Annotated in this window: 20 protein-coding genes; 7 read left to right on the forward strand and 13 right to left on the reverse strand. The window is 48.3% G+C overall.

Translation table 11 applies throughout. The features are described 5' to 3' along the window. Positions 1-146: 146 nt before the first annotated feature. From ACOZB4_RS21895 to ACOZB4_RS21940, 10 genes are all read right to left on the reverse strand, one after another. Positions 147-1796 (reverse strand): sensor histidine kinase, encoded by a 1650-nt coding sequence (locus ACOZB4_RS21895; RefSeq protein WP_379408489.1) that lies wholly within the window; start codon positions 1794-1796, stop codon positions 147-149. Then, complete coding sequence (locus ACOZB4_RS21900; protein ID WP_422759643.1) at positions 1765-2517, reverse strand: response regulator transcription factor; 753 nt, start codon at positions 2515-2517, stop codon at positions 1765-1767. Before ACOZB4_RS21900 ends, ACOZB4_RS21895 begins: the two co-directional genes overlap by 32 nt. Before the next feature lie 263 nt (positions 2518-2780). Next, the gene (locus ACOZB4_RS21905) at positions 2781-5006 is read right to left on the reverse strand and encodes a glycogen debranching protein (RefSeq protein WP_379408479.1); all 2226 of its coding nucleotides are present in this window, start codon (positions 5004-5006) and stop codon (positions 2781-2783) included. 28 nt (positions 5007-5034) lie between these two features. Further along, complete coding sequence (locus ACOZB4_RS21910) at positions 5035-5877, reverse strand: carbohydrate ABC transporter permease (RefSeq protein ID WP_379408476.1); 843 nt, start codon at positions 5875-5877, stop codon at positions 5035-5037. A 14-nt stretch (positions 5878-5891) separates the two neighbouring features. Further along, positions 5892-6788: a carbohydrate ABC transporter permease gene (locus tag ACOZB4_RS21915; protein ID WP_076322493.1), complete on the reverse strand. Its 897-nt coding sequence runs from the start codon at positions 6786-6788 to the stop codon at positions 5892-5894. Between the two features lie 59 nt (positions 6789-6847). Beyond that, positions 6848-8143 carry an ABC transporter substrate-binding protein gene (locus ACOZB4_RS21920; RefSeq protein ID WP_076322494.1) on the reverse strand — a complete coding sequence of 432 codons (1296 nt, stop codon included), beginning with the start codon at positions 8141-8143 and terminating at the stop codon, positions 6848-6850. Positions 8144-8163: 20 nt separating this feature from the next. Beyond that, entirely contained in the window at positions 8164-10494 is a 2331-nt protein-coding gene (locus tag ACOZB4_RS21925; RefSeq protein WP_379408465.1) for a glycoside hydrolase family 65 protein, read from the reverse strand. A 148-nt stretch (positions 10495-10642) separates the two neighbouring features. Then, the gene (locus tag ACOZB4_RS21930; RefSeq protein WP_076322496.1) at positions 10643-11653 is read right to left on the reverse strand and encodes a LacI family DNA-binding transcriptional regulator; all 1011 of its coding nucleotides are present in this window, start codon (positions 11651-11653) and stop codon (positions 10643-10645) included. 298 nt (positions 11654-11951) lie between these two features. Beyond that, entirely contained in the window at positions 11952-13970 is a 2019-nt protein-coding gene (locus tag ACOZB4_RS21935) for a bifunctional diguanylate cyclase/phosphodiesterase (protein ID WP_379408456.1), read from the reverse strand. 376 nt (positions 13971-14346) lie between these two features. Continuing rightward, entirely contained in the window at positions 14347-14685 is a 339-nt protein-coding gene (locus ACOZB4_RS21940; protein WP_379408452.1) for a winged helix-turn-helix transcriptional regulator, read from the reverse strand. Between the two features lie 204 nt (positions 14686-14889). On the opposite strand from ACOZB4_RS21940, the gene ACOZB4_RS21945 reads away from it, so the two are divergent. Genes ACOZB4_RS21945 through ACOZB4_RS21955 form a run of 3 tightly spaced genes read left to right on the forward strand, consistent with a single transcriptional unit; the run spans position 14890 to position 16483 of the window. Then, positions 14890-15066, forward strand: a complete 177-nt coding sequence (locus ACOZB4_RS21945; RefSeq protein ID WP_379408448.1) for a hypothetical protein — start codon at positions 14890-14892, stop codon at positions 15064-15066. A gap of 2 nt (positions 15067-15068) precedes the next feature. Further along, positions 15069-15890, forward strand: a complete 822-nt coding sequence (locus ACOZB4_RS21950; protein ID WP_379408444.1) for a hypothetical protein — start codon at positions 15069-15071, stop codon at positions 15888-15890. Beyond that, on the forward strand, positions 15890-16483 hold the full coding sequence (locus ACOZB4_RS21955) for an NAD(P)H oxidoreductase (RefSeq protein WP_379408801.1): 594 nt from the start codon (positions 15890-15892) through the stop codon (positions 16481-16483). Before ACOZB4_RS21950 ends, ACOZB4_RS21955 begins: the two co-directional genes overlap by 1 nt. 223 nt (positions 16484-16706) lie before the next feature. Here the strand turns inward: ACOZB4_RS21955 and ACOZB4_RS21960 are convergent, their stop codons facing one another. Continuing rightward, complete coding sequence (locus tag ACOZB4_RS21960) at positions 16707-18098, reverse strand: DUF5808 domain-containing protein (protein WP_379408441.1); 1392 nt, start codon at positions 18096-18098, stop codon at positions 16707-16709. 9 nt (positions 18099-18107) lie between these two features. Beyond that, positions 18108-18491, reverse strand: a complete 384-nt coding sequence (locus tag ACOZB4_RS21965) for a GntR family transcriptional regulator (RefSeq protein ID WP_379408437.1) — start codon at positions 18489-18491, stop codon at positions 18108-18110. Between the two features lie 187 nt (positions 18492-18678). On the opposite strand from ACOZB4_RS21965, the gene ACOZB4_RS21970 reads away from it, so the two are divergent. Further along, complete coding sequence (locus ACOZB4_RS21970; protein ID WP_379408434.1) at positions 18679-19092, forward strand: DUF2500 domain-containing protein; 414 nt, start codon at positions 18679-18681, stop codon at positions 19090-19092. Between the two features lie 357 nt (positions 19093-19449). Here ACOZB4_RS21970 and ACOZB4_RS21975 read toward each other — a convergent pair whose 3' ends face one another. Further along, a complete protein-coding gene (locus ACOZB4_RS21975; protein ID WP_379408432.1) occupies positions 19450-20397 on the reverse strand; it encodes a phosphotransferase enzyme family protein in 948 nt (315 codons plus the stop codon). A 179-nt stretch (positions 20398-20576) separates the two neighbouring features. Here ACOZB4_RS21975 and ACOZB4_RS21980 point away from each other — a divergent pair, with 179 nt between their 5' ends. From ACOZB4_RS21980 to ACOZB4_RS21990, 3 genes are read left to right on the forward strand one after another with little or no spacing between them, the layout of a single operon-like run. Then, positions 20577-20840 carry an AbrB family transcriptional regulator gene (locus ACOZB4_RS21980; protein ID WP_127594012.1) on the forward strand — a complete coding sequence of 88 codons (264 nt, stop codon included), beginning with the start codon at positions 20577-20579 and terminating at the stop codon, positions 20838-20840. After that, a complete protein-coding gene (locus ACOZB4_RS21985) occupies positions 20837-21241 on the forward strand; it encodes a type II toxin-antitoxin system death-on-curing family toxin (RefSeq protein WP_379408429.1) in 405 nt (134 codons plus the stop codon). The genes ACOZB4_RS21980 and ACOZB4_RS21985 overlap by 4 nt, the downstream gene beginning before the upstream one ends. Positions 21242-21254: 13 nt before the next feature. After that, the gene (locus ACOZB4_RS21990) at positions 21255-21614 is read left to right on the forward strand and encodes a TetR/AcrR family transcriptional regulator (protein WP_379408425.1); all 360 of its coding nucleotides are present in this window, start codon (positions 21255-21257) and stop codon (positions 21612-21614) included. The last annotated feature ends 24 nt before the right edge of the window (positions 21615-21638 follow it).

Here is a 21638-nt window from a genome sequence, read left to right on the forward strand (position 1 = left end):
GGTTTCAAAATTGGCGTATATGCAACATTTTTCGGATATGTATCACTTTGTTCATGACCTTCTTTTCCGACCTAAACACAAAAAAAGCGGCCGCTGCAGCACCGCTTTCATTACCAACGCTATGGCCGGAATAGCATCCACTCTGTTCATGAGGCAGGAATGACCATCGATACTTCCGTTCCGCTGCCTGGCTCGCTATGAATATCGAGTCCGTAATCCAGACCGTAGTACAGCTTGATCCGGTCATTCACGTTCCGAACACCGCACCCGCCATTCTCCCCGGTTAACAAGCGTGCCGCCTGTACTGGAGTCATGCCCACCCCGTTATCGCTAACGGTGAACCTAATGCCCTCTCCGACCCGGCTGACCCCAATGTGAATTCGACAATCGACCGCACCTGCCTCCACGAATCCGTGCTTGATGGCATTCTCCACGATCGGCTGCAAAATAAAATGAATGACCTCGGTATGTAACACTCCCTCGTCAATATGGTAATCCACGTCAAACCGGCCATCGTTCATGATGAGCTGCAAGTCCAGGTAGGCCTTGATATGCTGCATCTCATCATTGATCGTGGCCATTTGCCTCCCCTGATTCAATGTCGTTCTATAGAAACGGGCCAATGCCGATACCATATAACTCGTTTCGATATCTGCCTTCTTCTCGGACCTCCAACGGATAAAGGAGAGCGTATTGTACAAGAAGTGCGGATTGATCTGATTGACCAGCTTGTTATACTCGCTTTCCCTTTTGGCGATTTCGGCTTGATACACCTGGGAAATGAGGCTGTTGATTCGTTTCAGCATTTTGCCGATGCCATTGGTCAGCTCGCCGAATTCGTCCCTCGATGAGCTCTGGATGATCACATCGAGATTGTTCTGTTCCACCTTGTCCACCTTGTTCTTGATATGGATAATTCGGCGCGTAAAGTTGTTGGAGATCACATAAATGAGCAGGAAAGTAATGATCAAGCTGAGGATAATGACAAACAACGTAATTTGAAAAATACCCAGCGCATTTGCATACGCATTCGTATTCAGCAGATTGTAGTGAATCGTCCACCCATTGTTGGCAAGCGACCGACTTAGGATCAGACCGCTCGGCTCTCCACTCTCCAAACCGGCTGAAGCATCCGCCTCCTTGCTCACCTTGAATATCACACGATGCTCAGCATCCTCGATATGAACCGCCACATGCTCCGACAGCTTGTCCAGGTCCGCAAAAATGCTGTCATGCTGAATGGAAATCACCATGAAATTGCTGTCCTTCGGATTGCTGATCAGTTCCTGAACGAGATAAAGCTTCTGCCCGTCCACAATCCAGCGCCTGCCCCGAAATCCATCGTACCAAGACTTGCTCTTGAGATCCCCGATCGGCAAAATATTATCGCGAATCCCCAGCAGCTCTCCGGATGTATAAAAGGTGATGGCCTCAATATCATCATCCATCAGCCGGATATTCGAGATTAACGGCTCCAGAATGTCACGGAAATCCAGGTACATGTTAAAATAGTTCTCTTCGTAATCCTTAATAAATATCTGCGACAACTCCCGATTTAGCACCATGAACTCGCTCAGCGTATTGTACCGGTTGATCTTGTAATCCATAATGTTAGCCACCTGCTCCAGGCTGGCTTTAGCCTCGCTCCGCAGTTCTTTCATCTGAATGCGGTAGGACTGAATGAAGGAAAGCAGCCCGAGCAGAAGAATGGGAATGAGTGCAATCACCAGATGGGACAGCAGCAGCTTGTTGCGGAACCTGATATCATTGAACTTGTTCTTGATCCATCCGATCATGGAGCACCCCGCACTCTCTGTACTGTAAGGGACTGACGCCGAACTTGCTTTTGAACAGCTTGGCAAAATACGAATGGTTATCGATGCCAACCGCTCCGGCGATATCATTTACCTTCATATTGGAGTTCAGGAGCAGATGGCTTGCCCGTCGCAAGCGGTAATCGGTTAAATACTTCGAGAAGTTCTCGCCGGTCTCTTTCTTGAACAAAATACTCAAATACCCCGGGGACAGGTATACATCGTGGGCTGCATCCGACAACGAAATATCCCGCTGGTAATGATCCTTCACATAATCCTTGACCTGAAGGATGACCTTGGATTCCAACGTCTCCTGCTCAAGATCCCCACCATAAGGACTGATCTGCGTAATATCCTCCATCACCTCCAGAAACTCCTCCCTGACCAGCGGCTTCAGCAAGTAATTTACCACGCCCAGCCGGATGGCGCTGCGGGCATATTCAAATTCGTCATAGCCGCTGCAAATGACGATCTTTAGATCCTGCTGCATCTTTCGGGCTTGTTTGCTTAGCGCAAGTCCGTCCATCAGAGGCATTCTGACATCGGTGATGAGGATATCAATCGCGTTCTGAACCAGAATCCGCTCCGCGCTCATTCCGTTCTCGGCTTCCAGTACTTGAAAGGGAAAGCGGTACTGAGAGATCAAATCCTTAATGCCTTCTCTTTGAACGGACTCATCGTCAACAACAAGAACATTAAACATCATGAAATCTCCTTTGCTTGTGAAAGTATGAGGCTAATATAGGAAAATATAGGTTGTTATAAATGGTATGCCTGTTATGTCGTAGTATATCACAGATTTCCGAAAGGGCTTTCAATTTAAACCTCAAATTCAACGAATGGATCTTCCTGATCACTCGACACGAAAAAAGATCCCTCCTCCGTTTTACACGGATTGAGGGACCTTTATTTTAGATGAGAAATCGTCGAAATGCCCCTCGTTCAAGGGGCATTTCTCTTGCTGGCTTACACCTGGACTGATTCCACTGCCCAGATTATATGCGTTTTTGTGCTCTCCAGGCGTTGACCGTCCAGCTCGATAACAATGTTCCACCCCTGAGGGTTGCGAACGATTACTGTCCGTCCATTCCCCGCTTGTTGCGGCGCTATGGAAATATCCAGCTCGGCTTCGCCTACCCGAAGATTGCTCAGGCTGCATTCACGATCATGCCACGAGGTTGGAAGCTGCGGCTTGATATAAACCGTCTTCTCAAACGCGTTTGGTGTCACACCGAAGAAATGGCGGATAACCGGAACCGTGAGGGCATATAATGTCCACGCCTGCACCACGCAGCCGTAATCCGGCGACATCTCGGAAAAAGAACCCGGAAGCACCTTCGAGAAGGTCCCCAGCATTCTGCGCAGCAGCGCCAGCGCCTCGTCCGGATGGCCGTTGGCCGCTTCCGCTACCGCGTGAACCCCCGTCGAGATGGTCATCGTGCCCTGCTTGTAGATCCCCCCAAGATAGGTGCCATGCTCCCCGATAAACACATCGGAACGCATGGTTTGAAGCGCCCTCTCGGCCTTCTCCGGATCGGCAATGCCCGTCTCCATCGGCGTCACGATGACCCAGTTCTTGTTAAGCAGCCAGCCCCGGTCAGCCCTCGCATCTTTAGCTTCGGCCAGCATTTGCTCCAGGTATTCGCGATACCCCTGAATGCCTTCCTTCTCCGAGAGGGATACCATATAGTCCACATTCGGCTCAATATCGCCTCTGGTCGCAACGGCGTCAGCGTATAATCCCTCCGACTCGCACCAATACACTTCATTGATCGCGCGTACTGCCCGGTCCGCGAGCTGACCATACTTCTCCGCGTTTTCTTCCTCGCCGAGATGCCTGCTCATATCGACCATCGCCCGCAGAGCCTGGGCGGTGTACACGGCACTGTCGATCAGTTCCATGTTCAGACCGCCAATCTCAATGATGCCGTAACCTGACGGGAACAGATCGCCGTCCGGATCCATTTCATGCAATAGCCAGTCTACGCCCTTTACGCAATAGCGGTAATGACGGCGCAGCAGTTCTTCATCTCCTGTCCAGCGGAACAGCTCCCATACAAAAGCGATGTAATGGGCCGTTTCCTGGGTGTTGCCCGGATTCGACACCGCCCCCATGGTCGTGATCTCGTGCACGATTCTGCCATTGCCATTGGCTTCCTCCGATTTTTCAAGCAAAAGGTTCAGCGTATCCTTTGCAAGCTGCGCATCCCCGATGGCAAGCACCCCTTGAAGGGAATAGGTATTGTCACAGCCGAACCACCACGGATAGGTAGGTCCGCCGGCAGTCAAGCCGCGTCCGATCCCGTCCACCTTTTGCACAAGCCACTGATTGTTCAATTTGGCCCACGTAAAGGCTTCATTCAGCAAGTCCTCGCCGGCGATTTTCAGTTTGGCCCGGTTAGCGACCTCTTCATATATAACTTTTTTCTCGTCAAAAAGAGCCTCATGCGAAGAGACAAGCTTGTCATATACCGCTTCGCTCTCTTCCTGGGATTGATAGGAGCCGGCCACAAATAAGCGGAATTGCAATGTCTCCTTCTCCCGGAGCTCAATCACTTCGCTCCGGAAGGCTACACCCGTCCCGTTTCCAGCGGTGAACTCGGGCCCATATAGAGACGGCCCCGTCTCAACCACGCTGCCCGGCAGATCCGAACCGATCTGGACATACCAGTCATGTGCACTGTCTTTCACGGTGACTTTCCGATCCGAGCTGAGGATCACCTCATCCTGCTCGCCATTGGTTATGCCGATTTCATCGGAGAACCAGACGGGGCGAAGATCGGTGCGAGCCAGCAGCTCCAGCTTCAGGCGGGTCGTACCTTTTCCATAGGACAGCAGTTTATAATCCGCCACGAATCCTTTTTCCAGCTCGGGTGCGAATTGCGTGCGCTCCAATTGAACCGGAATATGGCCCAGCCCGTGATCGTATTGAAACCGGCTGCCCCAAGGCTCATTCGTAAAGCCGTCCGATCTCGACCAAACCGAGATATTCCGGTCCAGATCCGTAATTCTCAGCCAGAAGCCGTCCAGCAGCTTGATCGGGTGCAGCCACACCCCGCCCATCTCATTGGCAATATGATGTCCGAAATCCGGGAAATATCCGTCCTGGGTTCCACAGATTTTAATATACTCACCGGCATTATAGTATAAATTGAAAGGATGTCTGCTACTTAATCCTGTAGTTTTTGGCATGTTAGCCTCCTAACGCATCGTCAACTGATCAGCCCTTGATGGCTGAAGAGATGGAAATGCCTTCGATGAAATATTTTTGTGCCAAGAAAAATACGATTAATGCCGGCAGCATAATCAGAATCGTTGCCGCCATCAGCATGTTCCATTCGACATTGTACAATCCCTTGAACATGGAAAGTCCCAGAGCCAGCGTATATTTATCGCTGGAATTCAGGTAAATGAGCGGTCCCTGGAAATCATTCCATACGCCCATGAAGGTAAAGATTGATACCGCAATCAGCGGTGCCACGGACAGCGGCAGAACGATGCGCGTAAAGATCTGGAACCGGTTGGCACCATCTACGAAGGCCGACTCATCCAGGTCCCTCGGTATGCCGCGCATGAACTGGCGAATAAGGAATATATTAAATGCGCCGCCGCCAAAAAACGCAGGGATGATGAGTGGCAGGAAAGTATCCACCCAGCCGATTTCCTTGAACATGATGAACATTGGAATCATCGTAACCTGGGAAGGCAGCATCATAGTTGCAAGCAATACCAGAAACAGCAAACGCTTCCCTTTGAAATTAAATCTTGCGAATCCGTAAGCACAGATGGCCGAAGATAATACGGTTCCGATCAAAACCGGAATCAGAATAATGAGGGTATTGCCCAGAAATTTGAAAAACGGAACAGCTTGTACGGCATCTCTGTAATTGGTCCAATGCCACACGGTGGGGAAGAAATTATCTTTAAACACCTCAGCCGGTGACTTCAGCGACGTGAAGAAGGTCCACAGTAAAGGCACAATGACGATAAGAGCCCCGGCAATGAGCGCCAGCATGGATAGGATATGCGGCACGTTGATACGACGCTTGGCAGATTGATTCATGAATGACGCCTCCTTTAATCCTTATCATCGTCGCCCTGATAATACACCCACATGGACGAGCTTCGAATGACAATCAGTGTGAATACAAGAATGATGACAAACAAGATCCAGGACAAGGCGGAGGCATAACCCATCTCGTAATCCTGAAAGGCCTTATTATAGAGATACAGATTATAGAACAAAGTAGAATTCAGCGGTCCGCCGTTGGTCATGACAAAAGCCTGGGTGAAGTATTGGAACCCGCCGATAATCCCCATGATCAAATTGAAAAATACCGTTGGCGATATCATCGGCAGCGTAATGCTGAAGAACCGGCGGAAACGGCCGGCACCGTCCAGCTCAGCCGCTTCATGCATGTCCTCCGGTACGCTTTGCAGACCCGACAGATAAATAATGATCGTGTTGCCGACGCCCCAGATCCCCATGACGATGAGCGCTCCGAGAGCATAGGATGGATCTTGAAGCCAAGCGGGTCCCTGGATGCCAAACCAGCCAAGCGCTTTGTTCAGAATCCCGTACTCGGGGTTGAATATCATCACCCACATCATCGATACCGCAACCGCAGGAATGACGGACGGCATGAAATAGATCAATCGGAACACTTTCATGCCGCGGCTGCGCATATTGAGCAGTACCGCAATCAAGAGGGACACAATCTGGTAGAGTGGCACAGATACCAAAGCAAAGATAAAAGTTACTTTTAATGATTGATAGAACAATTCGTCATGGAAAATCGCCTTGAAGTTGTCCAGCCCAACCCACTCGATCGATTGCACTCCCGTTATAATGTCCCATTTGCTGAAGGCTAGCAGCAACGAGAACAGCATCGGTCCAATCGTAAACAGCAGAAGTCCCAGAAGCCATGGCATGATGTATAAGTAGCCGGCCCAATCCGATTTAGACTTTCGCATAACAAGCCTCCTTGATGAAGCAGGTGAAGCGCATTCGTCATACGCTTCACCTGTCGTTTTTACTTGATTTTGCTATCGACGTTTTTCGCAGCTTCATCCAGGGCGCCCTTCACGTCCTGTTGTTTCAGCAAAATCTTCTCTATGGCTTTGTTGAATTCCTCAACAAAAATGGGGCCATGGGTAGAGCGCAATGTGACCGGTTTCTTCGCATAATCCATCATCTCGATAACCGGCTTGTCTGACACTTCCTTTGCTTTCACTTCTTCAAGTTCCACTACGGTTGCAGGAAGAACCTTGCCATTCTCGGAGCGAAGCTTCTGTGCTTCCGTTCCGGACAACCATTTCAACAGCTCATACGCTTCCTGCTTGTGTTTGCCGTTTGCATTGATAGCCCAGCCTGCACTTGCGATAATGCTGCTCCGTGTACCATCCTCGCCTGTCGGAATCAGGGCTGATCCGTATTCCACATCCGATTTATCCAGATCGCCCTTCACCCAGCGGCCGGTGACCATCATGGCCAGTTTGTCCGTCATGAACATGGAGGAGTCTCCACCAAGGGTCTCGGCATCCTGAGGCGTAGGCGATACGCGGTCTTCGCCTTGGGACAGGGATACGTATTTTTCAATAGCGGCTACCGTCTTCTCACCATTCATGAATCCTTCGGCTTGCGTTCCGTCTTCATTCGCTATATCCGTGCCATGATCCCACAGATACGTGTAAATCGGATATTCCCATTTGCCGGCATTGAAACCGAATTCGGTATACTTATTGCCTTCCTTCTTGGTCAGCTTCTTGGAAGTTTCGATCAGTTGGTCCCAAGTCCAATTATCGGACGGATACTCCATGCCCGCTTCATCAAACATGCGCTTGTTGTACCAGAGCGCAAGCGGATTGAAATCCTTCGGCAGGTAGTACTGTTTGCCATTGATATTCATGTTGTCGATCAGATCCTTCTGGAAGATATCCAGACTGAAACCACTGTCCTTGCTCAAGTATTCATCCAGCGGCTCAACAACGCCTTTTTCAACATATTTGAAATAATCGCCTTCACCGATCAGGAATACGTCGGGTGCTTGCCCGGCTGCAAGCGAAGTCGTCAATTTGGTGCCGTAACCTTCACTCGGAATCGGCTCGAATTTCACCTGGATATCCGGGTGTGCTTTATTGAATTCATCAGCGAGCTGCTGTTCGTTCGCACCGGAGCTCACATCGCCCCAGACGGTGAATGTAAGGTTAACTTTCTCTCCGGCCGCGCCTTTGTCCGAGCTGCCACCGTTACCGCCGCAAGCGGATAATGCCAACGCAGCGATGATGACCATGCTGAGCATGGTTGACCATTTCCAATTCTTTTTCATTGAATGACCCTCCTGAATATTCAATATTGGATTTGAAGCTCTTTCGAGAATTTGATGGTGTTGCCGTGGAACACCAGCTGCAGTTCCTGCTCCGAATTCGTAGTCAGCGTCAGCGTCTCACGGTCGATGTGCACTTCCAGCCGCTGCCCCTGCCAGTATAGCGGGAAGGAAAGCTTCTCCCAGGCTTCAGGCAGATTTGGATTCATATGCAGCTCCCCGCCCAGCATGCGGACGCCTGCGAACCCGAGCACCACACATTCCCATATGCCGCCAAGCGACGCGGAGTGTATGCCGGCATCTGAGGAGTACATGTACGGCCCCAAGTCAATCTTTGAAGCTCGTTCGAACAATTGATATGCCAGATCCCCATCGCCAAAATCGTTCGCCAGAATGCTATGTGTAGACATCGACAGCGAGGAATCATGCAACGTCTTCGGCTCGTAATAATCGTAATTGGCTTTCTTCACTTCTGGAGAGAACTGATCCTCCAGCAAGAAGAAAAGCATCATAATATCAGCCTGTTTGGATACCTGCATTTCTCCAACCTGATCCAGGTTGTAATCGTCAAAGATGCTGCCTACCTTGCTCTGTTGTTTATAAGGAGTTAAATCAATGAGTTTCTTCTGCAAGTAGGTGTCATCCTGCGGGATAATGCCATCTTGGTTCGGCTGTGGCAAGTAGATCTGATGGAACTTATTCTGCCACTCATTCATAGCCTGCTCCAGCCCCAGCTTCCCGTTCAGCGACTGGAATAACTTCGCATCCGATGTTTGTAGACTCTCGTAGTATTCCATGGCCAACCGGATATTAAAGGAAGCCATGTAATTGGTGAACGCATTGTTATCCACATGCTCCTTGTATTCATCCGGCCCCACAACCTCATTGATTTCATATACCGCCTTGCTTTCATTCCATTCCAGACGGCTCGCCCAGAATTTAGCGGTATCAAATATCATTTCGTAGCCGCAACGATCCATAAAGTCCTGATCACCGGTCGCTTTGTAATAGTGCCACACGGCGTAAGCGACATCGGACGTAATATGCTGTTCAATAAATCCGGACCATATCTTGATCTGTTTGCCTGTGACAATATCCACCTGACCCCACTCCGGCGTGACCTCGCCATCGCTTGGCCATGCTGCTTCCCATGGATACATCGCGCCTGCAAAGCCATTTTCAACTGCCTTTGCCCTAGCGCCTTCCAGACCGAGATATCGATATTCAAGCAAGGATCGCGCAACCTCGGGTTTCGTATAAATATAGAATGGCAAAATAAAAATTTCCGTATCCCAGAAAGAGTGACCCTTATATCCCTCTCCGCTGAGCCCCTTGGCGCCGATTCCCATCCGCCGGTCATGTGCCGGAGTCATGATAACCAGATGGTATATGGCAAACCGGACTGCCAACTGATCAAAGGAATTGGAGGATTGGATCGAGATGTTGTATTGCTCCCACACCTTGCTCCAGGCCAACCGATGCTCTTCAAAAAGCCGGTCGTATCCGGCAGAATGGAACGCTTTCAATTCAGCGAGTGCATGCTGCCGAATGTCGTCCAGGCTTGTTCCTTCTGCAAATTCACTGTCACGGCTAGTGAATACCGTCGCCATTTTCTCAAATTCAAAGCACTCCCCTGCTGCAACATCAAGTGCATAGGAGACGGCAACCTTACGTCGGTCGATATCCATTTTGGGAGCAACATCCATCACTTGCTGGTTTAACTTAAGACGATGGGCCACACCATGGATGAAATCCACCTTGGACTCGGTTGTCGTCTGAATCAGCTCCAGGAAGGTCTTATCGAAAATCCGCTTCTCTCCTTCGTGAAAATGCTGACTTCCGCTGTTGCTCACCTGGCCGTCAATCCCGGAGTTAATAACCAGTGTTATGCCCTCGTTCAGAGGAGTTATGCTTACCTTCAGGCCGATCTGATGCAGCTTGGCCAGCGATACATAGCGCTTGAACTCAAATCGAATTCTTTTCCCTTGGTATTCCCAGATAAAGCTCCGAACGAGCTCGGCATCGCGAATGTTCAGCATTCTCTCGTATTCGGCAACCGTTCCACGCTCCAAGGAGAACCTTGTACCGTCAATCCGAATATCCAGACGCGTCATATCGGCCGTATTCGGAAGCTCCGTCACTTCGAATTCATCGAATTTATTGAAGGTTCCGTTCACAAACAGATTTCTCTTCTCCCCGATATACGACTCCTCTGCAGCTGATCGAAGACCCATATATCCATTCCCTAGCGACATGATCGCTTCACACTTGCCTAAAGCCAGCGGATTGAATTGCACTTCGGAAAATGACCATTTCTTCAACTCTTCAGACTGTACCTCGTTGTAGCTCAGCATGTTGTTATCCTCTCCATTTGTTGTATTTTTCTCTATTTTTGTAAGCGATACCTAAATCGTTTTCGATCTTTTCAAAAAAGAACCGAAAACGATTTCGGAATCAGCCTAAAATAAAAGCCTTCCTAATGCGAAAACGTTTTCGATAACATTATTGCACCATTATTGTCTCCCTGTCAACAATTTCGAATGAAAGAATTTTATGATAGCCGGGAGTCTGATTCTCCAGCATCTTGATCACTTCCTCAAATGCCGAATAGCCGATTTTTGTAAAATCTTGTCGAACCGTGGACAATCTAGGTGTCGTATAACTGGAGAGCACAATATCATCAAAGCCCATGATGGAGATGTCCTCAGGAATTCGGATGTTCAGTTCACGGCAGCGCGTCATAAATCCGATTGCCATCAGATCACTGGATATAAAAACAGCCGATAAATTCGGATGACGCTGCAAATAAGGTTCGGCCGCTTCGTACGCCACCTGCTCGCTAAAATCCGCTTCAATGACCCTGTTCAAATCATAAATCAGGCCTGCTCCTTCCAGTGCTTCCCTGAACCCCTGAAGTCGCTGAATGCTGACAGCCGCAAAGCTATGTCCGTTAATCATGCCGATCTCACGGTGCCCTTTGCCGATTAAATATTCCACCGCTTTTCTGGCAGCACCCACGTTATCCGTTATCACCGAACCGGTATGGGGACCGACAATATCAGCATCTATCACCATGCATGGAAATTCACTGTTTACCAATTCTTCAAAATAGGGGTCCGTGGTACGAAGCCCGGAAATTACGACGCCAGCGATCTTATTCTCCTTGCAGAACTGCCAATACGATTTATCCTGCTGTTCGGACAAGCTCCGCGTATATATGACCACCTCATATTGATAATGCTGGGCTGCAGCATAGACGCCGGTCATGATTTGGAACATGACACCGTCCTTGCCGTTCGCCTGTTCAAAGTTCGATATGATAAGCGCAATAGTCTTGGTGACCTTGTGCTTTAGGTTTTTGGCCAGACGGTTCGGAAAATAGTTCAATTCCTGCGCGGCCTTCATGACCTTTTGTTTCGTGGTTTCGCTTACATCCGAATAGCCATTCAGCGTCTTGGAAACGGCTGATATCGAAACGTTCGCCAGCTTGGCCACATCTTTGATTGACACCATATATATCACCACTACCATTCATTAGATTCACATACTATTGTATCCGTTACCAGTAAAATAGCAACAAAACTCCTGCAACAAAGAAGAAATAAGCTATTGAGTATCATACAAAAAGTGTAAAGAACTCCGACCTTCTTGGAGGCAGGTATCATGCATTGATCACCACGACCATTGCCAATCCTATACTCATATTCTGAATTCAGTGGGGTGGGATGTGAGAATATGTACCTTCAACAACATAACGGACACCTTCACGGTGCCCGTTATTCTTATGATCTGTATCTATTCCATTTATTTTTCATCGAAGGGTCACGATCTCTTCTGTTTTGTGATTATGTTCGTACATCCAGACCTTAATCTCATCGATATCCATCGGCTTTCCGTAATAATAACCTTGCATGACGTGGCAGCCAAGTCCGGTCAAAAAGTCGATATGCTCCTTGTTCTCTACACCTTCCGCGATTACATCCAGATTCAAATTCTCTGCCATAAGAACGATGGCGTTGACAATGGCGCGTTTACTGGGCGTGTCCAAATCATTGGTGAACTGGCGGTCCAGCTTTAAAGCATCAATCGGAATCCGGTCCAATAGACCAATCGAGGAATAACCGGTTCCGAAATCATCCATGGAGACCTTAACCCCCAAGGACCTGATATTCCCAAGCTGGCGGATAATATCATTCACATCATGCAGCACCATGGACTCTGCTATTTCCAGTTCTAACAAGCGAGGCTCCAAATCCGCCTGATCCAGAACGTTTTGAATAAGCTCAAGCAGATTGTCACCATGAAATAAACGAATCGATAAATTTACCGAAACCGGCTGGACAATTCCTCTCTCCTGCCAAATTCTGCACTGTTTGCATGCTTCCTCAAGCGTCCATCGGGTCATTGGTATAATCAGCCCCGTCTCTTCGGCAATCGGAATGAATTCAAGTGGCGATATCACGCCTAATCTGGGATGCTTCCAGCGAAGCAGCGCCTCGAATCCGACCAAGCGATCACTTTGCACATTCCATTTGGGCTGATATACAATGAAGAACTCCTTCAGCTCAAGCGCTCGTTGCAGGTCCTTCTCCAATTCCATTTTGCGAACCTCTTGAAGACCCATCTCCTCGTCATAGAGGCATTGCTGGTTCTTGCCCAGTCCCTTCGCTTTATACATTGCGGTATCCGCATTCTTCAGCAGCGTCGTACGATCAGAGCTATGGACGGAACCGATGCTGATTCCGATGCTTGCCGTCACGTACAATTCGTTGCCGTCGATATGGTACACGTTTTTTATTTGTTGAAGTATATCGTCGGCTAAGCGCTGGGCATAATTCGGGTCGCTTTGCTTCAAAATAACCAGAAATTCGTCCCCGCCGATCCGGAATACCTGCTGGCCGCCTCGAATGAATTGACGCAGTCGCTTACCCACTTCCTGGACCAGCAAATCCCCAACATTATGGCCCAGCGTATCGTTGATGGCCTTAAATTGGTCCAAATCCAGAAACAGGATCGTAATCTTCTCTGTTTCGGGATTCGCCTCAAAGAACCGGTTCATCTCATTGCGGTTAGGCAATCCCGTGATCGTATCCTGATAGGCCAGCTTTTCCAGCACATGCCGATCAAAGAACATCGCTCCCCAGGATATCAGCAGGATGGCAAAAATCGTGACCGTCACACAGTACAGAAGAAAGGAATCAACAGACTGCGGTTGATGCGCCATCATGCCGGCATGAGCCTCGAACCGCGCGGCTTTCATGCCTGTATAATGCATCCCGCACACGGCAAATCCCATGACGACCGCCGAGCCCCACTTAAGAAAGCTGGACTTGGAATGGTTGCGAAAACGGAGAAACAATAATAAGGCCGCATAGGAAGCTGCCAGCGCAATGATGGCGGACAATGCCCACATGCCGGGATCATAACGGATTTCGGCGTGTACAATCATGGCCTCCATTCCCATGTAATGCATCGTTACGATGCCGCTTCCCATAATGAAACCGCCAATGGCGATCTTGGACCAGTTAATGCTTTTGGGCATGGTGATATAAAACGCGATGAAGGAGGAAATCACGCTGGCCAGCATCGACATGATGGTCAGAAAGGCATCATACTTCACGTTCATATTCATGTGCATCGCCAGCATGCCGACAAAATGCATGGACCAAATGCCGCTTCCCATGACCATGGCGCCACCGCAAAGCCAATAAAACTTGGATTTGCCGTTCGCATCCGAAATTTTAGAGGTAATATTCAAAGCCGAGTATGAAGCAAGTATAGCAATCGCAATTGAAAGCCCAACAATATATAAGTTATAATTGCCTTCCATCTGAGCTGTACACACTCCTTTTGTGAGTAATCCTTAGGTCCTATGAAGATCATACGTTTCCTAATGGACAAACGTTTCTATTAATTCATGGGTGACTCATCCCGCTGCATATCAGAAATTGATAATCCTTATATTCACGGCCTCCCCAGCCCTACACCCTATCCATTATTATATCTATAGTAACTATTCAATTTCTCGACAAACATAGAAATTGCTCAAATCGCCCGGATTTTAATGAGTCTAAAGAACTAAATATTCTGCGGATATCTAGGCTTTTCCTCTGCCCTATGGAAATTATGAGCGACAACAATCTATTTCAAAAAATAAAAAAAGCTACGGACCCTTATTAGGTCAGCAGCTTTTATTTTGTCTGTCCTCAAGGTGTAATTACCTTCGATTTCCCATTCAAGTACTTCTCGCCCCATTCACAGATTTGATCAAGGATCGGTTGTAGCGAAACGCCCATTTCACTCAGCTCGTACACGACCTTAGGCGGCACTTGATTAAAGACCGTTCGCGTGATAATCCCATCCTCCTCCAGCTCCCGCAGCGTCTGGGTTAACATTTTCTGCGTAATATCCGGCATCTGCTTCTTAATTTCACTCGTTCGCTTGGGGCCATAACTTAAATGGCACAGCACAATGACCTTCAACTTGCCGCCGATTACATCCATAGTTGCCTCGGACGGAATATTGTATTGTCGCTCCCCATTCATAAGATCTTCTCTCCTTTTCGAACGTAAGTCGCATAGGACGGATAACAGGCACCTTGGGGTACTAATGATACTTTTAGGTACCTATAGAACAATTAAGTGCGTACTTCCTTCCAGACATTATATGATACATAATCCCCTTATACCAGTGCTTCAGCAAGAAAAACATCGGCATTCTATAATCTAAAAGTTGGAGGTGGAGTTATCATGACGCGTATTTATATTGCCGGCGGGTATGGCGTAGTCGGTAGCGCTGTTGCACGGCATATTAGATCCATAAACCAAGATGTTGAAATGATTCTTGCCGGACGCAATCCTGAAAAAGGGGCGTCATTGGCGCACAGCTGGGAAATGCACGCACAGCCTTTCTCGATATTAACCTAGGCTTGTCTCCCGAGGACCTGGATCAGGTTGATCTTATCGTGTCCACGATCCAGGATCCAGCTGACATCCTCATTCGGGAGGCGCTTACCAAGGGAATTGCACACATTGGAATTACGAAACTTGCGGACAAATTGACGCCTACCCTATTTGCCATACAGAAACATCCCCCTACAGCACCGATTATTCCACTGGGCCACTCCCAAGCAGGAATTCTAACATGGGTCGCGCATAAGGAGGCGCAATCCTTTCGAAGCATCCATTCGATCCATTTGGCTGGTCTCTATGATGAACGAGACCCCATGGGTCCCATGACGCTGGAGGATACAGAGGGTTTCATCAACCGGGCACTCCTTCGGGAAGACGGGAAATGGAAATGGGCCTGGGCCCCTGAGCATCCGAGAAGCATCAGGCTGCAAGATGGTGCGTTTGTCGAAGGTCATCCAATAAGTCTGCTGGATGTTCCGAGCCTGGCAGCCGCTACGGACGCACGTAACATACGCTTTGATTTCGCTGTGGGTGATTCGATAGGCACCCGAGCGGGCGGTAAGGCTTCCCAGGACCTCTATATTGAACTGGAGGGCGTTCTTCATGACGGGCGCTTCATGAAACGGCGTATTACGATCACCGATCCGGAGGGACAGGCGCATTTCACTGCACTGGGTGTATTGCTATCCGTTGAGCGCATATTAGGACTGGACGGCTTACCCCCTGCTCCAGGAGGCTTTTACCTTCCTGAAACGTTAGTGCTTGCGGATTCCGTGATGGCACGTTTAGAACAGTTCCGCATTCAAATCATTGTAGAAGAAAGCGAAGGTGATTCATGATGAAAGTGCTGACCATTGTCACCCATCCCAGAGTTAACTCCTTTACATTTGCTGTCACGGAGCGATTTGTGCAGGGTCTTCAAGATGCCGGACATGAAGCGGAGATTCTGGACCTCCACCGCATCGGTTTCGATCCGGTCCTGTGGGAGGCAGACGAACCTGATTGGTCTAATCCTACCAAGATCTATTCTCCTGAAGTAGAAGCCGAAATTGCACGAATGAAGGAACACGACGCGCTGGCCTATATCTTCCCGGTGTGGTGGTACGGAATCCCGGCCATGCTGAAAGGGTATATCGACCGTGTCTGGAATCATGGCTTCGCTTACGGCGGCGGCTCAAAGCTTCATCACCAACAGGTATTATGGCTGGCGCTCGCGGGAGCTTCGGAAGATCATTTTGCCAAGCGGGGCTATGATCAGATGTTATCCCTTTCCCTCAATATTGGGATGGCCGACTACTCCGGAATCAAGAATTCCCGTGTGGAATTCTTCTATGATACGCTAGAGGGTAGACCGGAGCATATGGAAAGTTTGCTCGAACGAGCTTATCAGCTGGGATTGCATTATGCGGACTCTGGAGTAAGCGTAAAATGATTACTTTATAATAGAAGCAGAGCTTAATTTATAAATTATAAATAAATCGACCTCAGAGAGGTCGATTTTTATTTACTGTCTTTACTTTGAATGGAAACCAGAAACTTGACTTTAATTCTCCATTAAATTCTCCTAAAATAGGATGTCCCTCAAATCCAGGTCTATCGACAGTCATAATTTCTAACCATAGCTTCCTTCTCCAATTATATTTTTGGAACCCCCATTACTCCCCCACCATCTCTCGCAGCTCCTCGAACAGCTCCTTGGTCTTCACTGGATCTTCTTCGTTATAGAAAATATACAACTCATCCAGCTTGAACTGGATATAAGGGGGATCGTTCTTGAAAATGTACAGCCTCGTTTTCCCGATGTCCTTCAGCCGAAAATGCCCACGGGCGTACTTATCGGTCGATTCACCATTTGTTTTGGAGCCGGAGGGCACGCTTTCCACAAGCGTTAACTGCTGAATGTCTGAAATGGGGAAATCATAAGAATACATCGGGTAACTAATCTCGATCCGTTGATCCGACGTGACGGTTAACTCTGGCGAAGTCATCTCGGAGCGGATGAGCATAAACGAAGTTCCGAAGATGACTACCGCCAAGAGAGCGCCGGTACCCCATACGATCATTTTTCCTATCGGAGTCGCTGTGTTTACGGTCTCTCCGACTCCCACTCGCTTCGTTACAAAGATACTTTTATCGTTCGGATTGTGGTAGATGAAGCCATTCGCCCAATATTCATCATCGTCCGTGTAGACGGTTTTGCCGTCACTTTCCAGGATCTCCCGCTCTTGGGTGTGGATTCTACGATAAACATAGATCGCCAACCCTACCGGAATAGCCGTGAACAAGAGCATTATTGTAACCCATACACCGTTCATGGTTGCATTCTCGTTCATAACCAACAAAAAGAGAATCAGGAAAAAGATATTTTCAAGAATCGCCACGAGCAGCCACAGATACGAAACGGCTCGACGCCTTGCCTGATTCAATACGAGATTGACTTCACTGTTCAAACTGTACACCCTGGCCTTCGTTCTCCGCATCAAAAGGGAGTTCAGGAACAGAATGACCGTCACCACCAATCCGCCAACCGTAACGCCCCACAACTGCGGGTCCTTGGACACGGCCCACAGCATCATTCCGATCGACATAGCCCCTGGAATGAGAAACAGCCATGGAGAGGCTGATCGTTGATTCTTCCATTGCGTTACGCGCAGATCACCCAGGATCAAGCGTTTGGTCCCGACAAACCATTCTTCCTCGCGTTTTAGTCCCAGCGTTTCGCGGAATGCCGTTCTGAACGGAAGCACCATCACGACCATAAAGACCATAAGCCATATAAAAAAATAAATCGTCTGGTACGCGAACCATGGGCGGAGAATGACAAAGGGGATATAGGCAGCCAGCATCCACATGCTCGTAAGGTTCATCCTTCTATTAAATCTCGCTTGAATGGCACGGATACCGTCGTGCTCCATCGCATGCGGCGGAAGGGTAACCGCAAATAACATGCCGTTCTTATATTTGGCCTGCGGTTTATATGTGGCAAGCAATGCAACGTAACAGATAATGACGGTAATGGAAAGGATTACGGTTAGCAGGGAGATCACCTCTTTTCATTAGGGTTGCAGATACGTCATTTTGGAAAAGATGCGGGAGCACAACTCCTGAAACCGGGCGCGATCAATTCCCTGAATCGCTGCTTGCGCAATGATCAATTGAAGCTCTTCCTCCAATTGCGGGGAAGGCTCGGGGTTGTGAGGCTTAGGTGGGCTCACCTTGGCCCCATGCCGACGGTCAATCACGATATAACCCTCCTGTTTCAGAAGCGAATACGCTTTGTTCACCGTCATCGTGTTGATTCCGAGTTCATCCGCCAGCTGGCGGACGGTTGGCAGCTTCTCTTCCCGCGCAAGCTCGCCTGTAGCAATGCCGACGACAATCTGATTGCGCAGCTGCTCGTACAGAGGAATGTCACTATCCAGTTGTAAAGAAATCATCATCTTCAGGCACGCTCCTCTGCAAAATATTCACTCGAGGGAGTATTGTCTCATTGTATATTAAGTATTGTTCATTATAATACAATCAATACTTAAATCGGAAGAGTAATCCCAAAATTTGAAACATTTTGATTCTTATTGCCGTACATATAACCAATGGAAAAATAACGGACAGAGAGGAGCGCCGTCGATGATGCCTCAAGGACCGTCTTTTGGCGGAGGATTTGATTTTATGTTTACGCTGGTTCCCATTCTGATTGGAATTGTATTCGTGATTGTGATTGTGGGCTTCATTTCCAATGGCGCCCGTTATGTTAAGAACGCCAAGTCGCCTCGCACGTCCGAGTTTGCCCGGGTTGTCTCCAAACGCATGGACATCCGTCATCACAGCAATCATCACAACGGGGATAACGGCATGATGCATTCCAGCAATTCTTCCCGAACATATTACTACATCACCCTCGAATTTGATAATGGGGAGCGGAAGGAATATCTCGATGTCAAGAATCTGTACGGTCTTGTTGTGGAGGGAGACACCGGCTATGCCGCCATTCAGGGCGATTGGATCGTCGCTTTTGAGCGGGATGTGCAGCCGCAGTCGTAACTAAACGCCATAAGGCATACGGCGAAAATAGATGCAGCACGTACTCATAATATTGCATTGTATGATCCCTTAAGAACAGAACAGCCTTAGTCCGCGATGAATCCTGGACTAAGGCTGTTGTTGGATTCGCTTAAAAGATTAACATAAAAGCGTACCCATTACGCATTGCTGCTCGTTTCGATGGGTTCATTCACTTCGATCAGTTCAACAAAAGCCTCATCCTTCAGCGTATTGCCGATGGTGCAGGCACATAGTTCCTTCTTACAAGAGCTTCGCCTTCACGATAGAATCAACCGCGGCAGGTTTTTACAAAATAAAAAAGCCTTGGCTCCATCTTTCTAACCAAGGCTGCGTTTATTAAATAGCCGGGAAACTTCGCAAAATCTTTTCCTTGCGTCCCCTCATATACCATTGCCCCCACGGATGGAGTTTATCAAGCTTCCCGCTACAAGCATGGAATAGCTTGATATAACGCCCCATTTCTCGCAGCTTCATGAAATACGGAATTTCTCGAAACCACTTATCCTCCAGATGATGCTCCAGACGGTATCCTTCTAGAAACGGGGTCAGAAACTGATCCGGCTCCGCATCTGCCCCTTCGGTTAAACTCGAGAAAAACGCGGCGACCGCAATATCATCAATGAACCATGAATACCGGCTTGCATCAAAATCAATCAGACACAACGTATCCCCATTTACAAAAAAATTGCCGTAATGAAAATCCGCATGGATCAGTCCATAAGCGTCCGCAGCAATCGGAAGCTCCGAAATATAATGGAGCAAAACCCCGTAACGACGGGTGACGCCTTTCTCGGTTAGCGGTAAATCGATATGCTGAACCTTTTCCGCCTCATCCGACCAATCAGGGCGTCTTGTAACGGGATCCAGATGGGTGTACCCTTTGGTGATGCGGTGCATGGAGCCCATGAATTGGCCCATTCGCTTGTATAATCGCTCATTGGCATCGTTCTCTCCGACCGGACGCCCCTTGGCCTCCTCGTAACACACCGCCGTATATTCACGGTCCTCCATCCGGATACGTTCCGCCAGATTCCCTTCCACTGAATAAAGCGGTCTCGAAACGCATACTCCCTTACTTCCAAGAAACTCGGCCCACTGCACCTCGCCCTCAATTTTCGCATATGGTTTATGGGACTCGTCGGTCAAGCGTACATACACGGTCTCCGCACCCCTTCGATAAGAACAGACAAGGCTGTGTTCGGAAAAATGCGTCTGGAGTCTATCCCTCTCCAAGAGTCCGAACCTGCTTACAGCGGTGGCCATAAGTTCCCTTCTTCGTTCCAATTGCATCGCCTCCCTTCACCATCCGGATGATCAAGCATTCACTGAGCATTGATTTCTGCATATGGATAGCCGGCTCCTGCATTTAACCACTACTATAAGAATCGAGATTTATCTTATTTCTCAATCAATGTATAATTGTTATAACAGTTGAATAATATAATAAAGGAGGCAAACTTTATATGAGCAGGGTGAACGAAATGGAACGGAAAGTCACTAAGTTCGGCAACAGCCTGGGAATTACAATGACGGATGCCCTCAAACAGATTGGTCTAGAACTAGGCGATACGGTACAAATTGATGTTAATCAAACAAATGGAGAGATCATCATTAAAAAAGCTAATAAGGTCTCCCTTCCTGATGGCCTCAGCCCTGATTTCTTAGATACTTTGTCTGAGATCATGAGTGAATACGACCAGACCTTAAAAGGGTTAAAAGATCGATGAGCCCTATACGTTATCTAACCTCTCAAGAGGTTATCGCCATAAACGTTGCGATGATACAGAAATATAGTATTGGCGAGCATATCGGCGTGAAAAATTCACATTTACTGGATTCCGCCCTCCATCGGCCTCAATCATCAGCTTTTGGAGAAGACGCTTATTTATCCATCTGGGAAAAGTCAGCTGCATTATTTGAATCACTGGGACAAAATCACCCATTTCAAAATGCCAACAAAAGAACAGCCTTCACGGCTCTTCTCCTGTTTCTACGTTATAACGGTTATCGATTTATCATGGAACAAAAACAAGCAGAGGATTTTACGGTCGATATGGTAAATCATAAATTCACCTTCCAAGAACTTACGTCCCTCATTAAGGAATATTCCATTGAAATAACGCCATAAAACAGCGGTCCTTTTGCGGGCCGCTGTTTCCGCCAATGTATACGCTGTTGTTGTGGTCAAAGTGGCAGAGTGCGTATTTACCCATAAAGGCATTGAAACAGCCACCATGCAGGATGTCGCCACCGAGGCCAAAATGGGCATTGCCACCATTTTTCGGTTTTTTCCGCGTAAGGAAAAACTCGTCGTTGCCATCGCTACGAAAAAGCTGGAAACCGTTCTCGAAACCTTCCGTTCCATCGCGGAACGGCTACGTTCGGCATTTTCGCCAGAAAGCTGTCCCTCCAAAAAAAATCCTGGTGGTCGAGCCGGACCTCGCGCCCGAGAAACAGCTGGCATCCTCAAGCAGATCCTGCTCAATTATTTGCGGGCCTAAGGCTTTGGCCAAATAAAAAGAGTG

Origin of the sequence: Paenibacillus sp. NPDC058898 (assembly GCF_049316025.1) — a bacterium.
Taxonomy (GTDB): Bacteria; Bacillota; Bacilli; order Paenibacillales; family Paenibacillaceae; genus Paenibacillus_AQ.

Coding starts and splice junctions, on each gene's coding strand:
- ACOZB4_RS21895 (WP_379408489.1), bottom strand. CDS start 1,796: ATGATCGGATGGATCAAGAACAAGTTCAATGATATCAGGTTCCGCAAC.
- ACOZB4_RS21930 (WP_076322496.1), bottom strand. CDS start 11,653: ATGGTGTCAATCAAAGATGTGGCCAAGCTGGCGAACGTTTCGATATCA.
- ACOZB4_RS21910 (WP_379408476.1), bottom strand. CDS start 5,877: ATGAATCAATCTGCCAAGCGTCGTATCAACGTGCCGCATATCCTATCC.
- ACOZB4_RS21945 (WP_379408448.1), top strand. CDS start 14,890: ATGACGCGTATTTATATTGCCGGCGGGTATGGCGTAGTCGGTAGCGCT.
- ACOZB4_RS21925 (WP_379408465.1), bottom strand. CDS start 10,494: ATGCTGAGCTACAACGAGGTACAGTCTGAAGAGTTGAAGAAATGGTCA.
- ACOZB4_RS21955 (WP_379408801.1), top strand. CDS start 15,890: ATGAAAGTGCTGACCATTGTCACCCATCCCAGAGTTAACTCCTTTACA.
- ACOZB4_RS21985 (WP_379408429.1), top strand. CDS start 20,837: ATGAGCCCTATACGTTATCTAACCTCTCAAGAGGTTATCGCCATAAAC.
- ACOZB4_RS21905 (WP_379408479.1), bottom strand. CDS start 5,006: ATGCCAAAAACTACAGGATTAAGTAGCAGACATCCTTTCAATTTATAC.
- ACOZB4_RS21965 (WP_379408437.1), bottom strand. CDS start 18,491: ATGATGATTTCTTTACAACTGGATAGTGACATTCCTCTGTACGAGCAG.
- ACOZB4_RS21900 (WP_422759643.1), bottom strand. CDS start 2,517: ATGTTTAATGTTCTTGTTGTTGACGATGAGTCCGTTCAAAGAGAAGGC.
- ACOZB4_RS21970 (WP_379408434.1), top strand. CDS start 18,679: ATGATGCCTCAAGGACCGTCTTTTGGCGGAGGATTTGATTTTATGTTT.
- ACOZB4_RS21980 (WP_127594012.1), top strand. CDS start 20,577: ATGAGCAGGGTGAACGAAATGGAACGGAAAGTCACTAAGTTCGGCAAC.
- ACOZB4_RS21940 (WP_379408452.1), bottom strand. CDS start 14,685: ATGAATGGGGAGCGACAATACAATATTCCGTCCGAGGCAACTATGGAT.
- ACOZB4_RS21935 (WP_379408456.1), bottom strand. CDS start 13,970: ATGGAAGGCAATTATAACTTATATATTGTTGGGCTTTCAATTGCGATT.
- ACOZB4_RS21915 (WP_076322493.1), bottom strand. CDS start 6,788: ATGCGAAAGTCTAAATCGGATTGGGCCGGCTACTTATACATCATGCCA.
- ACOZB4_RS21920 (WP_076322494.1), bottom strand. CDS start 8,143: ATGAAAAAGAATTGGAAATGGTCAACCATGCTCAGCATGGTCATCATC.